13 protein-coding genes are annotated in these 15,119 nt (G+C 74.9%); 9 read left to right on the top strand and 4 right to left on the bottom strand.

Annotation, left to right across the window (positions count from 1 at the left end; all coding sequences use genetic code 11):
- Positions 1–27 precede the first annotated feature (27 nt).
- The gene (locus ACFC1F_RS11080) at positions 28–297 is read right to left on the bottom strand and encodes a GlsB/YeaQ/YmgE family stress response membrane protein (protein WP_376157229.1); all 270 of its coding nucleotides are present in this window, start codon (positions 295–297) and stop codon (positions 28–30) included.
- 209 nt (positions 298–506) lie between these two features.
- On the opposite strand from ACFC1F_RS11080, the gene ACFC1F_RS11075 reads away from it, so the two are divergent.
- The gene (locus ACFC1F_RS11075) at positions 507–905 is read left to right on the top strand and encodes an SHOCT domain-containing protein (protein ID WP_376157227.1); all 399 of its coding nucleotides are present in this window, start codon (positions 507–509) and stop codon (positions 903–905) included.
- 19 nt (positions 906–924) lie between these two features.
- Positions 925–1,428: a hypothetical protein gene (locus ACFC1F_RS11070; RefSeq protein ID WP_376157226.1), complete on the top strand. Its 504-nt coding sequence runs from the start codon at positions 925–927 to the stop codon at positions 1,426–1,428.
- Between the two features lie 111 nt (positions 1,429–1,539).
- Here the strand turns inward: ACFC1F_RS11070 and ACFC1F_RS11065 are convergent, their stop codons facing one another.
- Positions 1,540–1,740, bottom strand: coding sequence for a hypothetical protein (locus tag ACFC1F_RS11065; protein WP_148640799.1), 201 nt, complete (start codon positions 1,738–1,740; stop codon positions 1,540–1,542).
- A 189-nt stretch (positions 1,741–1,929) separates the two neighbouring features.
- Positions 1,930–4,743, bottom strand: coding sequence for a LuxR C-terminal-related transcriptional regulator (locus tag ACFC1F_RS11060; RefSeq protein WP_376157225.1), 2,814 nt, complete (start codon positions 4,741–4,743; stop codon positions 1,930–1,932).
- Between the two features lie 380 nt (positions 4,744–5,123).
- Between ACFC1F_RS11060 and ACFC1F_RS11055 the strand changes: the two genes are divergently transcribed.
- From ACFC1F_RS11055 to ACFC1F_RS11025, 7 genes are all read left to right on the top strand, one after another.
- A complete protein-coding gene (locus ACFC1F_RS11055; RefSeq protein ID WP_209410947.1) occupies positions 5,124–5,585 on the top strand; it encodes a DUF6325 family protein in 462 nt (153 codons plus the stop codon).
- A 50-nt stretch (positions 5,586–5,635) separates the two neighbouring features.
- Entirely contained in the window at positions 5,636–5,923 is a 288-nt protein-coding gene (locus ACFC1F_RS11050) for an SHOCT domain-containing protein (protein ID WP_209410946.1), read from the top strand.
- A 184-nt stretch (positions 5,924–6,107) separates the two neighbouring features.
- The gene (locus ACFC1F_RS11045; protein ID WP_376157223.1) at positions 6,108–7,736 is read left to right on the top strand and encodes an MFS transporter; all 1,629 of its coding nucleotides are present in this window, start codon (positions 6,108–6,110) and stop codon (positions 7,734–7,736) included.
- A 275-nt stretch (positions 7,737–8,011) separates the two neighbouring features.
- Positions 8,012–11,134, top strand: a complete 3,123-nt coding sequence (locus tag ACFC1F_RS11040) for a phosphocholine-specific phospholipase C (protein WP_376157222.1) — start codon at positions 8,012–8,014, stop codon at positions 11,132–11,134.
- A 311-nt stretch (positions 11,135–11,445) separates the two neighbouring features.
- Positions 11,446–11,811: a hypothetical protein gene (locus tag ACFC1F_RS11035; RefSeq protein ID WP_376157220.1), complete on the top strand. Its 366-nt coding sequence runs from the start codon at positions 11,446–11,448 to the stop codon at positions 11,809–11,811.
- A gap of 171 nt (positions 11,812–11,982) precedes the next feature.
- Positions 11,983–14,184, top strand: a complete 2,202-nt coding sequence (locus ACFC1F_RS11030) for an MMPL family transporter (protein ID WP_376157218.1) — start codon at positions 11,983–11,985, stop codon at positions 14,182–14,184.
- A 213-nt stretch (positions 14,185–14,397) separates the two neighbouring features.
- Positions 14,398–14,913: a MarR family winged helix-turn-helix transcriptional regulator gene (locus ACFC1F_RS11025; protein WP_209410941.1), complete on the top strand. Its 516-nt coding sequence runs from the start codon at positions 14,398–14,400 to the stop codon at positions 14,911–14,913.
- Positions 14,914–14,952: 39 nt separating this feature from the next.
- Here ACFC1F_RS11025 and ACFC1F_RS11020 read toward each other — a convergent pair whose 3' ends face one another.
- Positions 14,953–15,111: a hypothetical protein gene (locus ACFC1F_RS11020; protein WP_376157216.1), complete on the bottom strand. Its 159-nt coding sequence runs from the start codon at positions 15,109–15,111 to the stop codon at positions 14,953–14,955.
- Between the last annotated feature and the right edge of the window lie 8 nt (positions 15,112–15,119).

The following is a 15,119-nucleotide window of genomic DNA, read 5'->3' as shown; positions in this document are numbered from 1 at the left end:
GGTGACCGCCCGGGCCGGCCCGGGCGGTCACCTGCCGGGGCGGGACCTGCCCCAGGCGGGGGCGACGAGGGCGACCAGGGCGACGGCGAAGCCGAGCTGGAGCGCGTGGCGGGTCCAGTCGATGCCCCTCGTGTTGGCGACGCCGATCCAGCCGGCGACCGCGTTGCCCAGCCAGGCGCCGGCCGCGCCGAGCAGCATCGTCAGCCACCACGGGATCGCCTGCGGGCCGCGCAGGAGGAGCCTGGCGATCATGCCCAGCACGAATCCGATGAGCAGTATCCACAGCAGCTGGAACATCGCATTCCACCTTTCGAGGGGTGTCGTCCCATGCTCGCCCTGAACACCCGTCCCGGCACGTCGGAGGCCGGTCCGCAAGCCCGCGCGGATCACCCGTTGGGGGTGGTGCGCGGAGGCCGGCGGACCGTGATCGTGGGAAGCGGAGCACCGGGCCCGTTCACCGGGGGACCGGGCCCACCTCCGATGCCGGGAGAGGCGGGAGACAGACGATGGACGACTATCCGCTGTTGAACATCTTCCTCACCACCATGTGGTTCTTCCTCTGGGTGTTGTGGATCATGTTGCTGTTCCAGGTCTTCGCAGACCTGTTCCGCGACGACGACGTGAACGGCTGGGGCAAGGCCGGTTGGTGCGTGTTCGTCATCCTCCTGCCGTTCCTCGGGGTGTTCGTCTACCTGATCGCCCGTGGCAGGGGCATGGGCATGCGGATGGCGGCCCAGAGCCGCAGGAACGAGCAGGAGTTCCGCGAGTACGTGCGCGACGCGGCCGCCTCGCAGCCCGCCTCGGCGGGCACGGCCGACGAACTGGCCAAGCTGGCGGAGCTGCGCAAGAGCGGCGACCTGACGGAGGAGGAGTACCAGCGCGCGAAGTCGCGCGCCCTGGCGTGACCCGGATCGGAGGCCTTCGATGGCAACGGCACAACACCACGCGCAGCCGGTCGGCCGGCCCGCGTCGTCACCGGCGGCGCACGCCGATGCGATGCTGACCTTCGCCGCCGTCCTCATGGGCGTCCTCGCCCTGTTCAACGGCCTGGACGGCATCGCGGCGATCAACCGCTCGCACGTCTTCGTCGGCAACGCCCACTACGTCTTCGGGGACCTGCGGGCCTGGGGCTGGGCGATCCTCGCCCTCGCGATCGCCCAGGGCTTCACCGTCGTGGGCATCCTGGCCCGGGTGCAGGTGGCCCGCTGGTTCGGTGTCGGCGTGCTGGTCCTGAACGGGTTCGCGCAGATGGCGTTCATCCCGTCCTACCCGGTCTGGTCGGTGATGATCATCGCCCTCGACGTCATCGCGATCTACGCGCTGATCGTCCACGGCGGCAGGGCGGAGCCCGGGACGGAACCCAGGACGGAAACGGAGAGGACCGTCACCGGGCCGTCCGGCACGGCGGGCGGCGACGCCGGCGGATGACCCTCCCGGCGGCCGGTGGCAGTACGGCCGACGGTGGCAGTACGGCCGACGGTGGACCGGGCACCCTCACGGGGCGCCCGGTCCACCGTCCTGCGGGGAGCGGGCACGGGCTCACTCGACCACCTGCCGGAACTCGGTGACCCGCAGGCCCAGGGCCTGGAAGCGGGCCAGCAGCCCGTACAGGTGGGCCTCGTCGACGACGCGCCCGACCAGGACGGTCTCGCCCGCGAGGAGGCAGCTCTCCAGGTCGGGGAAGCCCTCGCGCCGCAGGACGTCCGACATCCAGCCGGCGACTCGAATCTCGTAGCGCATGAATGCTCCCCCGGATCGGGCCACGGCGTCGGTCCGTGGCGGGCGGCTCGGTGAGCGGCTTCCGACTCCCATGCTGCCCGCGCCCGGCACGGCCGGGCATCACCCCGCCGAGGTGAACCCGGCCGGTGCGCGCACCCGATGGGTCGTGCGGGACGGGCCCCACCGGGACCGGCCCCACCGGGACGGGCACTACAGCAGGTGCAGCCGGCGGGCCCGGCGGACGGCGTCCGCCCGGCGGGTGGTGCACAGCTTGCGGTTGATGTTCTTGAGATGGGTCTTGACCGTGTTGACCGACACGTTGAGCTCGGCGGCCACCTCGGCGGTCGACATCAGCTGCGCCACCCGTTCGAGCACCTCCTGCTCGCGCGCGGTCAACGGCTCGACCGGCGCGGCCGTCGCGGGGGACCGCCCCGCGCCGTCCCGCATCGTGTCGGGCAGCCACGCGTGGGCCGCGGTCAGGAACGGCCGGTCCCGCAGGAAGCGGGACAGCCACGGTCCGGCCTCCAGGAACGCCCGCCGCAGCCGGTCGGGCCGCGCCACGGCGAGGGCGTGCGCGACGAGGCGCAGCGCCGCGTCGTCGTGCCCGGCCGCCAGCTTCGACTCGGCCCGGACCAGCAGGGCGCGGGCGGCGACGGCCGGTGTGCGGCCGACGTCCCGGGGCAGGGCCTCCTCCGCAGCCCGCCGGTCGCCGCGGGCCAGGTGCGCCCGCGCCGCGACGAGGGCGGCCTCGGCGCTCCCGGCGTGGCCGGCGTCCAGGGCCTCCAGGGCCGCCCGGGCGTCGCCGGTGTCCAGCAGCGCGGCCGCGGCGATGGTCGTGGCGCGGTCCCGGGCCCAGGGCGAGGCCTCCCAGGGCGTTCCGGCCGGGGGGAACGCCACCCCGGGCGGCCCGTCCGCGGGCTCCTGCGGCCGCCCGGCCGGGGCCGGCCCGCCGAGCAAGGCGAGCGCCCCGCGCGGGTCGCCGCCGTAGAGCGCCAGCCTGGCACGGGTGACGTCGAGCTCCGCCTGATGCAGGGGGTCGCCGTCGCCGTCCGCCTCGGCGAGCCGCAGGCTGACCCGGGCCGCCGGCAGGTCGTCGCGCTCCGCGGCGACCTCGGCGAGGACGAGGTGGGCGAGGCCGCACCCGCCGCTCCCCAGCGGGTCCTGCGCCTGCGCCTCGCGGACCGCGTGCAGGGCGTGGGACTCGGCCCGGCCGGGCGTCCCCTTCAGCAGTTCCGCCAGGGCGAGCAGGCCGTGCGACTCGGGCAGGGCCGGCGGCCGGTCGCCGGCCGATGTGCCGCCCCCGGCCGCGGGGCCTGCTGCGCCGTCACCCGCCGCGCCGTCCCCCGTCGCCCTGGTTCCCGCCCTCTCACCTGTCGTGCCGCCGCTCGCCGCGGTGCCGCCGAGGTCCGCCAGCAGCCCCGCGCGGGCCTCGTCGACGTGCCCCTCCCAGAGCCGGGCGGTGGCGAGCGCGGCCGACGACAGCGCGGAGAGTTCCGGGTGGGCGCGCCACCGCTCGGGGAGCCGGCGGCCGAGCCGCTCGACCGTGTGCGCGGCCTCCTCGACGGCCGGGCCGGTGCCGGCCGAGCGGGCCGCCATCAGCCGCAGGAAGGCCGCGCTCAGCCGTGTCGCGACGTCGTCGCCACCGGTGGCGGCCGCCCGTTGAAGGGCGCGGTCCAGGTGGGCGCGGCCCTTGCCGGTGTCGCGCGCGGCGATGGCCCGGGCGGCGCGGACCAGCTCGGCCGCCGGGCCACCGGTGCCCGGCGGCATGGCGGCGAACACCCCGGCCGGTGCCGCGGCCGCCCGCTCGCCGAAGAACCGCCCGATGGCGAGGTCCTCCACCAGCCAGCCCGCCGCGAGTTCCCACTCGTCCGCGGCGGCGGCATGCCGCAGCGCCTCGTCGAGCAGTCCGGCCCCGTGCAGCCAGCGGGCGGCCCTCGCGTGGAGCTCCTGCGCCAGGCCGGGGTGGCGGGCGCGCAGGTGGACCTGGAGGATCTCCGCGAACAGCGGGTGGTGGCGGTACCAGGAGTGGCCGAGCGGGGTGATGAAGGTGTTGGCGCGGGCGAGTTCGTCCAGCGTGCGCTCCGCGTCGTCCCTGCCGGTGAGGGCGTTCGCCAGCGCGGGGTGGGTGCGGTCGAGCAGGCTGGTGCGCAACAGGAGGTCCCGGGTCGCGGCCGGCTGGGCGTCCAGGACCTCGGCGAGCAGGAAGTCCGCGATCACGCTGTGCCCGGCCTCGAACTCCTTGAGGTACCCCTCCTGGTCCGGGGCGTGTTCGGCGGCCAGTGCGCACAGGCGCAGGCCGGCCGCCCAGCCCTCGGTGCGCGCGGTCAGCGCCCGGACGCCCTCCTCGGACAGGCCGAGGCCGTGGCGGCGCAGCAGGACGGAGGCCTCGTCGGGGGTGAAGGCCAGGTCGGCGGCGCGGACCTCGGTGATCTGGTCCGCCGCGCGGTAGCGGTGCAGGGGCAGCAGCGGTTCGTTGCGGCTGACCAGGACGAGACGCAGGCCGTCACCGCAGTGGCGCAGCAGGGCGTGGAGGTCGGCGGCGACGTCCGGGGAGGGGACCCGCTCGTACTCGTCGAGGACGAGGACGAGGGGCTGCCGGCGTGCGGCGAGGCCGCCGGCCAGGAGGGCGGGCAGGCCGGGGTGGGCCGGCCCGGCACCGGGCGGGAGGCCCGTCCCGGCGGGACCGAGGACACCCGAGCGGCGGAGCGCCTCGACGAGCAGGGCGCCGAAGGCACCGGGCCCGTCGTCCTGCTCTTCGAGGGTGAGCCAGGCGACGGGGCCGGGCAGCGGCGCGGTCCGCACCCAGTCGGAGACCAGCAGGGTCTTCCCGGCGCCGGCGGGGCCGTTGACCAGGAGCAGCGGGTGCGAGCGCAGGCCACGGGTGAGCCGCTCGGCCAGCCTCGGGCGGCGGACGAACGACGCCGGGACGGGGGGAACCCGCAGGCGGGTGGCGAGGACGGTGTCCGCCAGGGGCGGTGCCGGCCCGGGCTCGACGGTGCTCCGCTCCCTCGGGTCTGAGGTCATGGCGACCACCAGTCGTACGGCCGGACGGGGTGTCCGGGAAGGTTCTTCCTTCGATCTTCGATCGCGCTCCGGCCGCCTGCAACGGCTGGACGGCCCGTACGGGGGCCCGAACGGCCCCTGGTCCGTGGCCGACGGGCCGCGGGTGCGCCGCCCCGCCGCCGCCCCGCCGGTCACCCCAAACAGGTGATCCCGCCCCGACGGAGGCCGCGGTAGCTTCACAACGGGAACAGTTTCACAGCGGGGCGGCTCAGGGCCGGGCGGCGTCAGGCCGGACGGTTCCGGGCCGGGCAGCCCGACCGCAGGCCGGGCGCCGGTGCCCGCCCCCGGGGCCACCTCGGTCCCCCACCCCGCCGACCGGACCTCACCCACCAGGAGCGGACGTGAGCAACGAACCCAACAACCCCCGGCAGCTCGACGAACCGGGCCCGATCGACTACGTGGTCGTCGAGTTCCCCGGCAGCCGGATGACCGGGGAGGGCATGCCCGCACTCGTCGACCTGGTCGACCGGGGCATCATCCGCATCCTCGACCTGACCTTCATCAAGAAGGAGGAGGACGGCTCGGTCTTCGGCCTGGAGCTCGCCGACGTGACCGGCGACGGCGAACTCGACCTCACCTTCTTCGAGGGCGTCTCCTCCGGACTCGTCGGCCAGGACGAGCTCGCCGAGGCCGGCGCCCTCATCGCACCCGGCGACTCGGCCGCGGTGCTCCTCTACGAGAACCTGTGGGCCGCTCCGCTGGCCGCGGCCCTGCGCCACGCCGGCGCCCGCATGATCGCGAGCGGGCGGGTGCCCGTCCAGGACGTCATCGAGGCGCTGGACGCGCTCGACGCCACGACCTGACCCGCCCGCCCCGGTTCCCCGTCCGCCCTTCACACCTGAGGCAGGAAGCCATGCCCGGACTACTTCGAGGAGTCGCACGGACCGCGGTCGTCGCGGGGACGGCGACAGCCGTGTCCAACCGCGTCTCGCGCCGTCAGGCCGGCCGCTGGGCCCAGCAGGAGGAGGCCCAGCAGCCCCAGTACGCCCAGCCGGCCGCCGCGCCGCCGCCCGCCGCGCCCGCGCCCGCCTCCATGGACGACAAGCTCGACCAGCTGAAGGACCTCGCCGCGCTCAAGGAGCAGGGCGTCCTGACGGAGGAGGAGTTCGCGGCGCAGAAGGCCCGCATCCTCAACGGCTGACCCCGCACCGACGCCTGAACGCCCCCGGCACGTCCGCGGTCCGTCCCCGGCACCCCAGCCCCCGGCACGCAGCCCCGGCCCGTCCTCGGCGCGTGCCCGGGGAGGGTGCCGTGCGCGCCGGTCCGCGGAGCCTGTGCCGGGGGCGACGGAGGCCGTCCGGCCGTCCCCGACGCCTGGAGGAGCAGTGAACCGCTGGAAGGCCCTGGTCGTGCTCGGGACGGCCCAGTTCCTGATGGTGCTGGACGCCTCGGTCATGAACGTGTCGATCAGCCAGCTGGTCGAGGACTTCGACACCGAGGTCACCGCCATCCAGGCCGTCATCACCCTCTACACCCTGGTGATGGCGGCTTTCATGCTCACCGGCGGCAAGATCGGGGACATGTTCGGCCGCCGCCGCGTGTTCATCGTCGGCCTGGCCGTCTACGCGGTCGGGTCCGGGCTGACCGCGGTCGCCCCCACGGTGGGGGTGCTGGCCCTCGGGTGGTCGATCATCGAGGGGCTGGGGGCCGCCCTCGTGCTGCCCGCCCTGGCGGCCCTGGTCGCCGGGTCCTACAGCGGCCGCGACCGGGCCGTGGCCTACGGCGTCATCGGAGGACTGGCCGGCGCGGGCATCGCCGTCGGCCCGCTGCTGGGCGGCTGGGTCACCACCTACCTCACCTGGCGGCTGGTCTTCGCGGGTGAGGTCGTCCTCGTCGTGCTCATCCTGGTGTTCATCCGCTGGATCCCGCGCCAGCCGCCGCCGGCCCACCGCATCCACCTCGACACGGTCGGCGCCGCGCTGTCGGCCGCGGGGCTGGCCCTGGTGGTGCTCGCCGTGCTGCAGAGCGGCACCTGGGGCTGGGTCCAGCCGAGGAACCCTCCGTTCACCGTGCTCGGGTTCGCACCCACCCTGTTCGTCGTCGCGCTCGGCGGCGTGCTGCTGTACCTGTTCTGCCTGCACGAGCGCCGGACCGAGGCGCGGGGGCGGGAGCCACTGCTCTCCCTGCACCACTTCGGCAACCGGGTCCTGCGCTCGGGGCTGGCGACGCTGTTCAACCAGAACACCGTCCTGCTCGGGCTGTTCTTCGTGATCCCGCTCTACCTCCAGGTCGTCCAGGGCCTCAACGCCTTCGAGACCGGGCTGCGGCTGCTCCCGGTCTCCGTCACGATGCTCGTCGCGTCGATGTGCGGCACCCAGTTGCTGCGGATCGCCTCGCCCCGCACCATCGTGCGCGGCGGGCTGCTGGTCCTGCTCGCCGCGACGCTGTGGCTCATCGCGGCCATCGAGCCGGACCTGCACGGCGCCTCGTTCGCCGGGTCGATGGCCCTCCTCGGCCTCGGCATGGGGATGCTCGCCTCCCAGCTGGGCAACACGGTGCAGTCCAGCGTCCAGGAGGGGGACCGCAGCGAGGCCGGCGGTCTCCAGTACACCGCGCAGAACCTCGGCTCCTCGCTCGGGACGGCGCTGATCGGCGCCATCCTCATCGGCTCGCTGGCCGGCGCCGTGACCACCCGGATCAACGAGGACCCGCGCATCTCCGACGCGGTCGCCGGGCAGTCGGCCGTCCGGATCGAGGCGGGGCTCTCGTTCGTGCCGGCCGACGACGTGGCGACGGCACTGGCCGCCCAACCGGAGATTCCCCCGCAGGAGGCCGCCGCCCTGGTCGAGAGCTACCAGAGCGCGCAGATCACCGGCCTGAAGGCCGCGGTGCTCGCCTGCAGCGGGATCACCGCCGCGAGCTTCCTGTTCACGGGCGGGATCCCGGCCGGACGACCCGAGCGCGTGGTACGGGTACGGCGATCCGTCACCGGTCCGCCGGAGCGGCAGGGCTGACCTGCGGGGAGACCGGGGCGGGCGGCAGGCCCGACCCGCGGGGAGACCGGGGCCGACCGCCCGGGCCCCGGTCGTGCGGCCGTCGGCAGGGGCCGGGCCGAGGGGCGTTCTGTACCCGCCGGACCATCAAGTTGTCTGGACAGCTTGGGGTCGACGGGTCGTCACCGACCCGCCATCCAACACGCCGGTGCCGTCCACCTCGGCCACGTACACATAACGGGTCTGGGCCGAACACAGCCCCCGCCCAGCGTCCGTGACCGAGGAGCCACCCCCCGATGAGTCCGATGCCCGAACTGTCGCGCCGCACCCTGCTCGGCGGCGCGGCGGCGGCCGCCGCGCTGTCCGTCCTCCCGCTCAGCGTGCGCGAGGCCCTGGCCGCGCCCGCCCGGCCCGGCAAGCTGGCGGACATCCAGCACGTCGTGGTGTTCATGCAGGAGAACCGTGCGTTCGACCACTACTTCGGCACGCTGCCCGGCGTGCGCGGCTTCGGCGACCGGACGGCGGTGCGCGGGGTCAACGGGCGCTCGGTGTTCCACCAGCCCGACCCGGGCCGCAAGGAGGGCCACCTGCTGCCGTTCCCGATGAACGCCGCGCACACCAACGCCTACCAGCAGGGCGCCCCCGCGTTCGGCTTCGTCGACTCGATGAAGGCCTGGAACGACGGCCTCGCCGACGGCTCGGTCACCCGCCGCTCCGGCGGCTGGCTCGGCCAGGGCTACTACGAGCCCGCCGACATGCCGTTCTACAACGCGCTCGCCTCCGTGTTCACCACCTGTGACGCCTACTACGCGTCGGTGCAGTGCAACACCAACACCAACCGCGACCACCTGATGACCGGTACCAGCGGCGGCACCGTGCGGGACACCCCGGTCACCGACAACACCGAGATCCCCGGCGGGTACGAGTGGACTACCTACGCCGAGCGGCTGGAGCGGGCCGGCGTCAGCTGGAAGACCTACCAGGCGCTGGACAACTTCGACGACAACGCGCTCGCCTGGTTCGCCCCCTTCGTCAGGGCCAAGCCGGGTGAGCCGCTGCACGAACGCGGCATGCGGGCCGTCGGCGACCCGGCGAAGAAGAACGACCCCTTCGCGATGGGCGACGCGCTCGTCGAGGCCTTCGCCGCCGACGTCCGGGCCGACCGGCTGCCCCAGGTCTCCTGGCTGGTCGCGCCCGCCGCGCTCTCCGAGCACGCCGACCACGCGCCGCCGAACGGCGAGCACCTGACGGCCCGGCTGCTCGCCGCGCTGGCCGCCGAGCCGGAGGTCTGGGAGAAGACCGTCTTCATCCTCAACTACGACGAGCACGGCGGCTTCTTCGACCACCAGTTGCCGCCCGTCCCGCCACTGGCCACCGGGCGCGGCAAGTCCAGCGTCCCCGTGGACGGCGAGGTGGTGGTCCGGGTGGGGAAGGGCGGCTCGACGTACCACCGGGTGGTGAGCCAGGACGGCAAGTACCGCGTGAAGGCGGCCGACGGCTCGCTCGGCTGGTCCGACACCCTGCCCGCCGGGGAGACCCTCGTCTCCGGCCCGTACCCGATGGGCCTCGGCGTCCGGGTGCCGATGACCGTCGTCTCGCCGTGGACCCGCGGCGGCGCGGTCGACTCTACCGTCTACGACCACACCTCGGTGCTGCGCTTCCTGGAGAAGCGCTTCGGCGTCGAGGAGCCCAACATCAGCCCCTGGCGGCGCGCCGTCTGCGGCGACCTCACCAACGTCTTCGACTTCTCCGGCGAGAACCCGGTCTGGCCGCAGCTGCCGGACACCAGCGGCAACCGGCAGAAGGTGGTCGACACCGGAAAGCTGCCCGCCCCGACCGTGCCCGGCCGACAGGTCTTCCCGCAGCAGCAGCGCGGCACCCGCACCGCCCGTCCGCTGCCGTACGACCTGCTGGTCAAGCCGCGGCTGAAGGGCGACGAGCTGACCCTGGACCTCATCAACCAGGGCCGCCAGGGTGCCGTCCTCGCCGTGTACCCGGCCCCCGGCACCGCCCCGCGGCACTACACCGTGGGCGCCAGGTCCCGCCTCTTCGACGTCTGGAAGGTCGGCCCGGAGGGGTACGACCTCCGGGTGCACGGCCCGAACGGCGCGCTCTGGCACCTGCGCGGGGACGCCGCCTCCGCCTACGAGGTCTCGCTCTCCGAGGAGCAGAACGGCAGGGTGCTGGAGGTGGACGTGATCAACCGCTCGCGCACCGCCCAGACGTTCCTGGTCGGCGACCTCGCCTACGGCGACGGGCTGCGCGAGGTCCGGGTCGCGGCCGGCGACGACAGGACCGTCAACGTCAAGGTCGGCCCCGAGGGCTGGTACGACGTCGCGGTCGGCGTCCGCGGTGACCTCGGTTTCCGCCGCCGGATCGCCGGGCGCTTCCCCTGGGACGGCGAGCGCCTGCGGACCGACCCGGCGATGGGCCTGGCCGACCCGCTCGCCCTCGACGTCACCCTCAGGGCGGCCTCCACCACCATCGACGAGGCGATCCTGCTGCCCGGCCGTCCGGCCCGGGTCTCCGCGCGCTTCACCGCCACCGCCGCGCTCACCGCGGTCGAGGCGCAGCCGGTCGTCCCGCCCGGCTGGACGGTCGCCGCCGTCACCGCCCCGCCCGCCTCGCTCGCCGCCGGCGCGACCGCCACCGCCGAATGGGACGTCACCCCGCCCGCCCAACTGCCCGAGGGGGCCACCCACCGCGTCCTGGTCACCGCCCGCGCCGTGGCCGGCGACCGCTTCGCCCTCGCGGACGGCGAAATCGCCGCCCGTACCGCCCCCGTGATGGCCGGCCACCTGCTCGGCGAGGACTTCGAGTCGCTGGCCGACGCGCTCCGGCCGCTGGACGGCGTACTCGGCTGGACGCCGCAGGCGCCGCAGGGCTGGTCGGTGGTCAACGCGCCGGCCATGCCGCAGGGCACCACCCGCCTCCAGGGCTGGACCTTCCACACCAAGCGCGGCTGGTCCACCCCGGCCGGCCAGGACCGCGGCAACTTCACCCGCGGCCTCGGCATCCTCGCCGTCGCCGACCCGGACGACTGGGACGACACCGGCTCGCCGTCCCGCAAGGGCGTCTTCGACTCCACCCTCGTCTCGCCCGCCGTGCCGATCCCGGGCGGCACCGGCACCCTCCACCTTGCCTTCGACTCCCACTACCGCCAGGAGGCCCCGCAGAAGGCGTCCGTCACCGCCGTCTTCGACGACGGGACGGAGAGCCGGCTGGTCTTCTACAGCAGCGACGCCACCGGCAACGACAACGCCGGCAAGGACGTCCAGAACATCTTGGTCACCAGGCAGTTCGCCGTTCCGGCCGGCGCCCGCACGGTGACCCTGAAGTTCCGCATGTACGACGCCGGCAACAACTGGTTCTGGGCCGTCGACCACGTCCGCCTCGGCACCCGGCCGATCACCGCGTGACACCCTCCGGGGAGTCTCCGGCCCGCGCACCCCGATCGGCCTGCGCACCCCGATCGGTCCGCGCCCCGATCGGCCTGCGCACCCCGCCGATCGGGGGGTGTTCCCCCGCTGGTCGGGGGGCGCATTGCCGCCGATCGGGGGGCGCGTACCGGCGTGCGCGGGCCTGGGCGTGCGGGCCGGAGTGCGGGGGAGCGGATTTGCGCCGCATGATCGTCGGATCGGGCTGGAAAGCCGCTGTGCGTGGACGCTCCGTCACGCCAGGATGACTCATCGACGCGGACACGCTGCGTCAATGAGAGGAGCCGCATCCCATGAGCCGCCTCCGGGCCGTCGCCCTGACCCTGGGCTGTACCGCCGCCGCGCTGACCATGACGATGACCACCGCGCACGCCGCGCCCGGGGACACCACGAACATGTGCGGGTCCACGCTCACCCCGAGCGGCTTCGTCGACGTGCAGTGGTGGAACAGCGCGGCCTGCGGCTCCGGCTTCAATCCCAACTCCAAGCAGGTCAAGCAGCTCACCGGCCTCCCGGTCGGCACCGTGGTCAACGCCTGCGCCTCCACCTGGCCGCCGGCGGGCTGGACGATCGTCAGCTCCTTCTACAGCTCCAGCTGCAACTACTCGGCCGTGCCCAGCTTCAACAACAACTCCTGGCAGCTGAAGCGCGTCTCCTGACCTGCCGGCCCCTTCCGGACAGCCGCCGCCGCATCCCCGACCCCGGTCGGGAATGCGGCGGCGTTTTGCGTCCCGCCGGCCGGCGGCCCGCCCGATCTCGCAATTCTCTCAATCATTGAGATATATGATGCGACCGACCGTCACCGGCCCCGCCACGAAGGGCGCACCACCATGCTCACCGGGAGTCCCACCGGCAGCCCCACCGCCCGGCGCCGGGCCCGCCTGCTGGTCCCGCTCGCCCTGCTGCTCGTCTGGCTCGGCCTCGGCGGGGCCTTCGGCTCGTACGCGGGGAAGCTCACCGAGGTCGCGACCAACGACCGGGCCGCCTTCCTGCCGCGCAGCGCGGAGTCCACCGAGGTGGCACGGCTCGGCCAGGAGTTCCAGACGGCGGCCACGCTGCCGGTGATCGTGGTCTGGGAGAGCCGCACCGGGGCCCTCGACGACGCGCAGCGCGCCGCGGCCGGGCAGGCGCTGCGCGAGGCGGCCACGGTCCCCGGCGCCACCGGGCGGGTGTCTCCCGCCGTGCCGGCCGAGGACGGCCGCGCCCTCCAGGGCGTCGTCCAGCTCCGGGCCGACCTCGGGCGGCAGACCGGCGACAGCGTCCGCGCCGTGCGCGCGCTCGCCGACCGGGTGCCGGACGCCACCGTCGGCCTGGCTGGTCCGGCGGCGATCGCGGCCGACCTCGGCAGCGCCTTCGCCGGGATCGACGGACTGCTGGTCGGCGTCGCCCTCGGCGTGGTGCTGCTGATCCTGCTCGTCGTCTACCGCGCGGTGCTGCTGCCGCTGCTGGTGATCATCGGCGCGGTCCTCGCCCTCGGAATCGCCTGCGCCCTGGTCTACCTGCTCGCCGACCACGGCCTGGTACGGGTGGACGGCCAGGTGCAGGGCCTGCTGTCGATCCTGGTGATCGGCGCGGCCACCGACTACGGGCTGCTGCTCTCCGCCCGCTTCCGCGAGGAACTGCACCTGCACGGTGACCGGTTCGCCGCGATGCGCACCGCGTGGCGGCAGTCCGTCGAACCGATCGCCGCCTCCGGGGCGACCGTCGCCCTCGGCCTGCTCGTCCTGCTGCTCTCCGACCTCACCAACAACCGGGCGCTCGGGCCGGTCGGCGCGATCGGGATCGGCTGCGCGGTGCTCTCCGCGCTCACCTTCCTGCCGGCCGTGCTGGCCCTGTTCGGCCGCGCCGCCTACTGGCCCGCCCGGCCCGCCGCCGACGGGCGCGCCCCGGTGCACGCGGTCTGGCAGAGGGTGGCCTCGCTGGTGGGACGCCGGCCGCGCGCCACCTGGGCGGCGAGCCTGGCGGTGCTCGCGGCGCTGGCCGCCTTCGCGCCGACCCTGGACTCCGGCGGTGTGCCGCAGAGCGAGCTGTTCATCAAGGAGCAGCCCTCGGCGGCCGGGCAGCGGCTGCTCTCCGCGCACTTCGCGGGCGGCTCCGGCAATCCGGCCGTCGTGCTCGCCGCGGCCGGGCAGGCCGAGGCGGTGGCGGCCGCGGCGGCCGTCCCCGGGACGGCCGGCGTCCGGCCGTACACCGGCGCTCCGCAGGGCGCCCAGGCGGGCGGTGCGGCGGGCGGTGGGCAGGGCGCCCAGGCCGGGGGTGCGGCGGGCGGAGCGGCGGGCGGCGTGCCCAAGGTGGTGGACGGGCGGGTCCGGCTGGACGTGACGCTCGCCGACCCGGCCGACAGCGACGAGGCCATCGCCACCGTGCAGCGCCTGCGCCAGGCCGTGCACGCCGTGCCCGGCGCGGACGCGCTGGTCGGCGGGTACACCGCGCAGCAGTACGACACCCGGGTCACCGCGGAGCGCGACCGGTCGCTGATCATGCCGGTGGTGCTGCTCTGCATCCTCGCGGTGCTCGTCCTGCTGCTGCGCTCGCTGCTGGCGCCCGTGCTGCTCGTCGCCACCGTCGCGCTCTCCTACCTGGCCACGCTCGGCGTGAGCGCGGTGGTCTTCCCGCACGTGTTCGGCTTCACCGCCACCGACCCCTCGGTGCCGCTGTACGGGTTCGTGTTCCTGGTCGCCCTGGGAGTGGACTACAACATCTTCCTGATGACCCGGGTCCGGGAGGAGGCGCAGCGGGTCGGCACCCGGGAGGGGGTGCTGCGCGGGCTGACCGCGACCGGCGGGGTGATCACCTCGGCCGGGGTGGTGCTGGCCGCGACCTTCGCCGCGCTCGGCGTGATCCCGCTGGCGTTCCTCGCCCAGATCGCCTTCATCGTCGCCTTCGGCGTGCTGCTGGACACCCTGCTGGTGCGGTCGCTGCTGGTGCCCGCGCTGGTTCGCGACCTCGGAGACCGGGTCTGGTGGCCTGCCCGCCCGGCCCGGCTGACGGAGCGTCCGGCGCTGCCGGAGCAGGTCGGCGAGCGGGTCTGACGGCGCCGGACACCGGCGGGGGCACGGCGAAACCGGGGCGGCGGGGCGCGCCGCCGGTGGATGCGCCCTGGCTGGGTGCCCCGCTGGTGGGTGTCCCGCCGGTGGGTGCGCCATCGGTGGGTGCGCCGGGGCGCGTTGCCCCGTGCGCGCGCCGTCGGCGAGCGCCGCCGGTTAGGCTGAACGGGTCAGCACGCCGTGGACGAGCCGGAGCAGATGACCTTGCCGGAGCAGGAGCCGAGTACGACCCCGACCATTCCGACGGCGGCCGACACGCCGGCGTTCGGGCGGCTCCTCCAGGACCTCGCCTCCGAGCTGCACCTGCTCGGCCACGGCTTCGCCGCCGCCAGCGGCCTGCACGCCACCGACGTCCAGGCGCTGCTGGCCGTGATGCGGGCGGCTCCCGGGAAGGACGGCGGTCCCGGCGGGGTCACCCCCGGCCGGCTGCGCGAGGAGCTGGCCCTCACCTCGGGCGCGGTCACCGCGGTCCTGGACCGGCTGGAGCGGGCCGGGCACATCCGGCGCACCCGGGACGCCGCCGACCGCCGGCAGGTGCTGGTGCAGTACCTGCCGGGCGCCGGGCGGATGGCCGCGGACTGGTTCGCGCCGGTGGCACGGCGGACGGAGACGGTGCGCGGCGAGTTCACGGCGGCGGAGCTGGCCGCGGTGGCCCGCTTCCTCGGCCGGATCACCGGCGAGCTGGAGGAGCTGCGGCACTCGCGCGAGCCGTGAGCCCGGGCGCGTCCGGCCGGGCCTGAGCCGGAGGAAGCGTCAGCGGCAGCGGCCGAGGCGGCCGGCCGCCGGCGGCGGGTGTGCGATGTCGGTGTCGACGTACTCGAGGTACTCGTCGTGGAGTCTGCTGAAGAGCTCGCCCGCTGCCGCGTGGTTCGCCGGCGGCTCGCCCTCCCGCACCGCATTGTCGTCACTCATGCCCGCGC

The organism is Kitasatospora sp. NPDC056181, assembly GCF_042266225.1.
Lineage (GTDB): Bacteria > Actinomycetota > Actinomycetes > Streptomycetales > Streptomycetaceae > Kitasatospora.
Note: the sequence above shows the minus strand (reverse complement) of the source record. Positions and strands in the feature narration are given on the sequence as shown.

Coding starts and splice junctions, on each gene's coding strand:
- ACFC1F_RS11080 (WP_376157229.1), bottom strand. CDS start 297: ATGTTCCAGCTGCTGTGGATACTGCTCATCGGATTCGTGCTGGGCATG.
- ACFC1F_RS11075 (WP_376157227.1), top strand. CDS start 507: ATGGACGACTATCCGCTGTTGAACATCTTCCTCACCACCATGTGGTTC.
- ACFC1F_RS11070 (WP_376157226.1), top strand. CDS start 925: ATGGCAACGGCACAACACCACGCGCAGCCGGTCGGCCGGCCCGCGTCG.
- ACFC1F_RS11065 (WP_148640799.1), bottom strand. CDS start 1,740: ATGCGCTACGAGATTCGAGTCGCCGGCTGGATGTCGGACGTCCTGCGG.
- ACFC1F_RS11060 (WP_376157225.1), bottom strand. CDS start 4,743: ATGACCTCAGACCCGAGGGAGCGGAGCACCGTCGAGCCCGGGCCGGCA.
- ACFC1F_RS11050 (WP_209410946.1), top strand. CDS start 5,636: ATGCCCGGACTACTTCGAGGAGTCGCACGGACCGCGGTCGTCGCGGGG.
- ACFC1F_RS11040 (WP_376157222.1), top strand. CDS start 8,012: ATGAGTCCGATGCCCGAACTGTCGCGCCGCACCCTGCTCGGCGGCGCG.
- ACFC1F_RS11035 (WP_376157220.1), top strand. CDS start 11,446: ATGAGCCGCCTCCGGGCCGTCGCCCTGACCCTGGGCTGTACCGCCGCC.
- ACFC1F_RS11030 (WP_376157218.1), top strand. CDS start 11,983: ATGCTCACCGGGAGTCCCACCGGCAGCCCCACCGCCCGGCGCCGGGCC.
- ACFC1F_RS11025 (WP_209410941.1), top strand. CDS start 14,398: ATGACCTTGCCGGAGCAGGAGCCGAGTACGACCCCGACCATTCCGACG.
- ACFC1F_RS11020 (WP_376157216.1), bottom strand. CDS start 15,111: ATGAGTGACGACAATGCGGTGCGGGAGGGCGAGCCGCCGGCGAACCAC.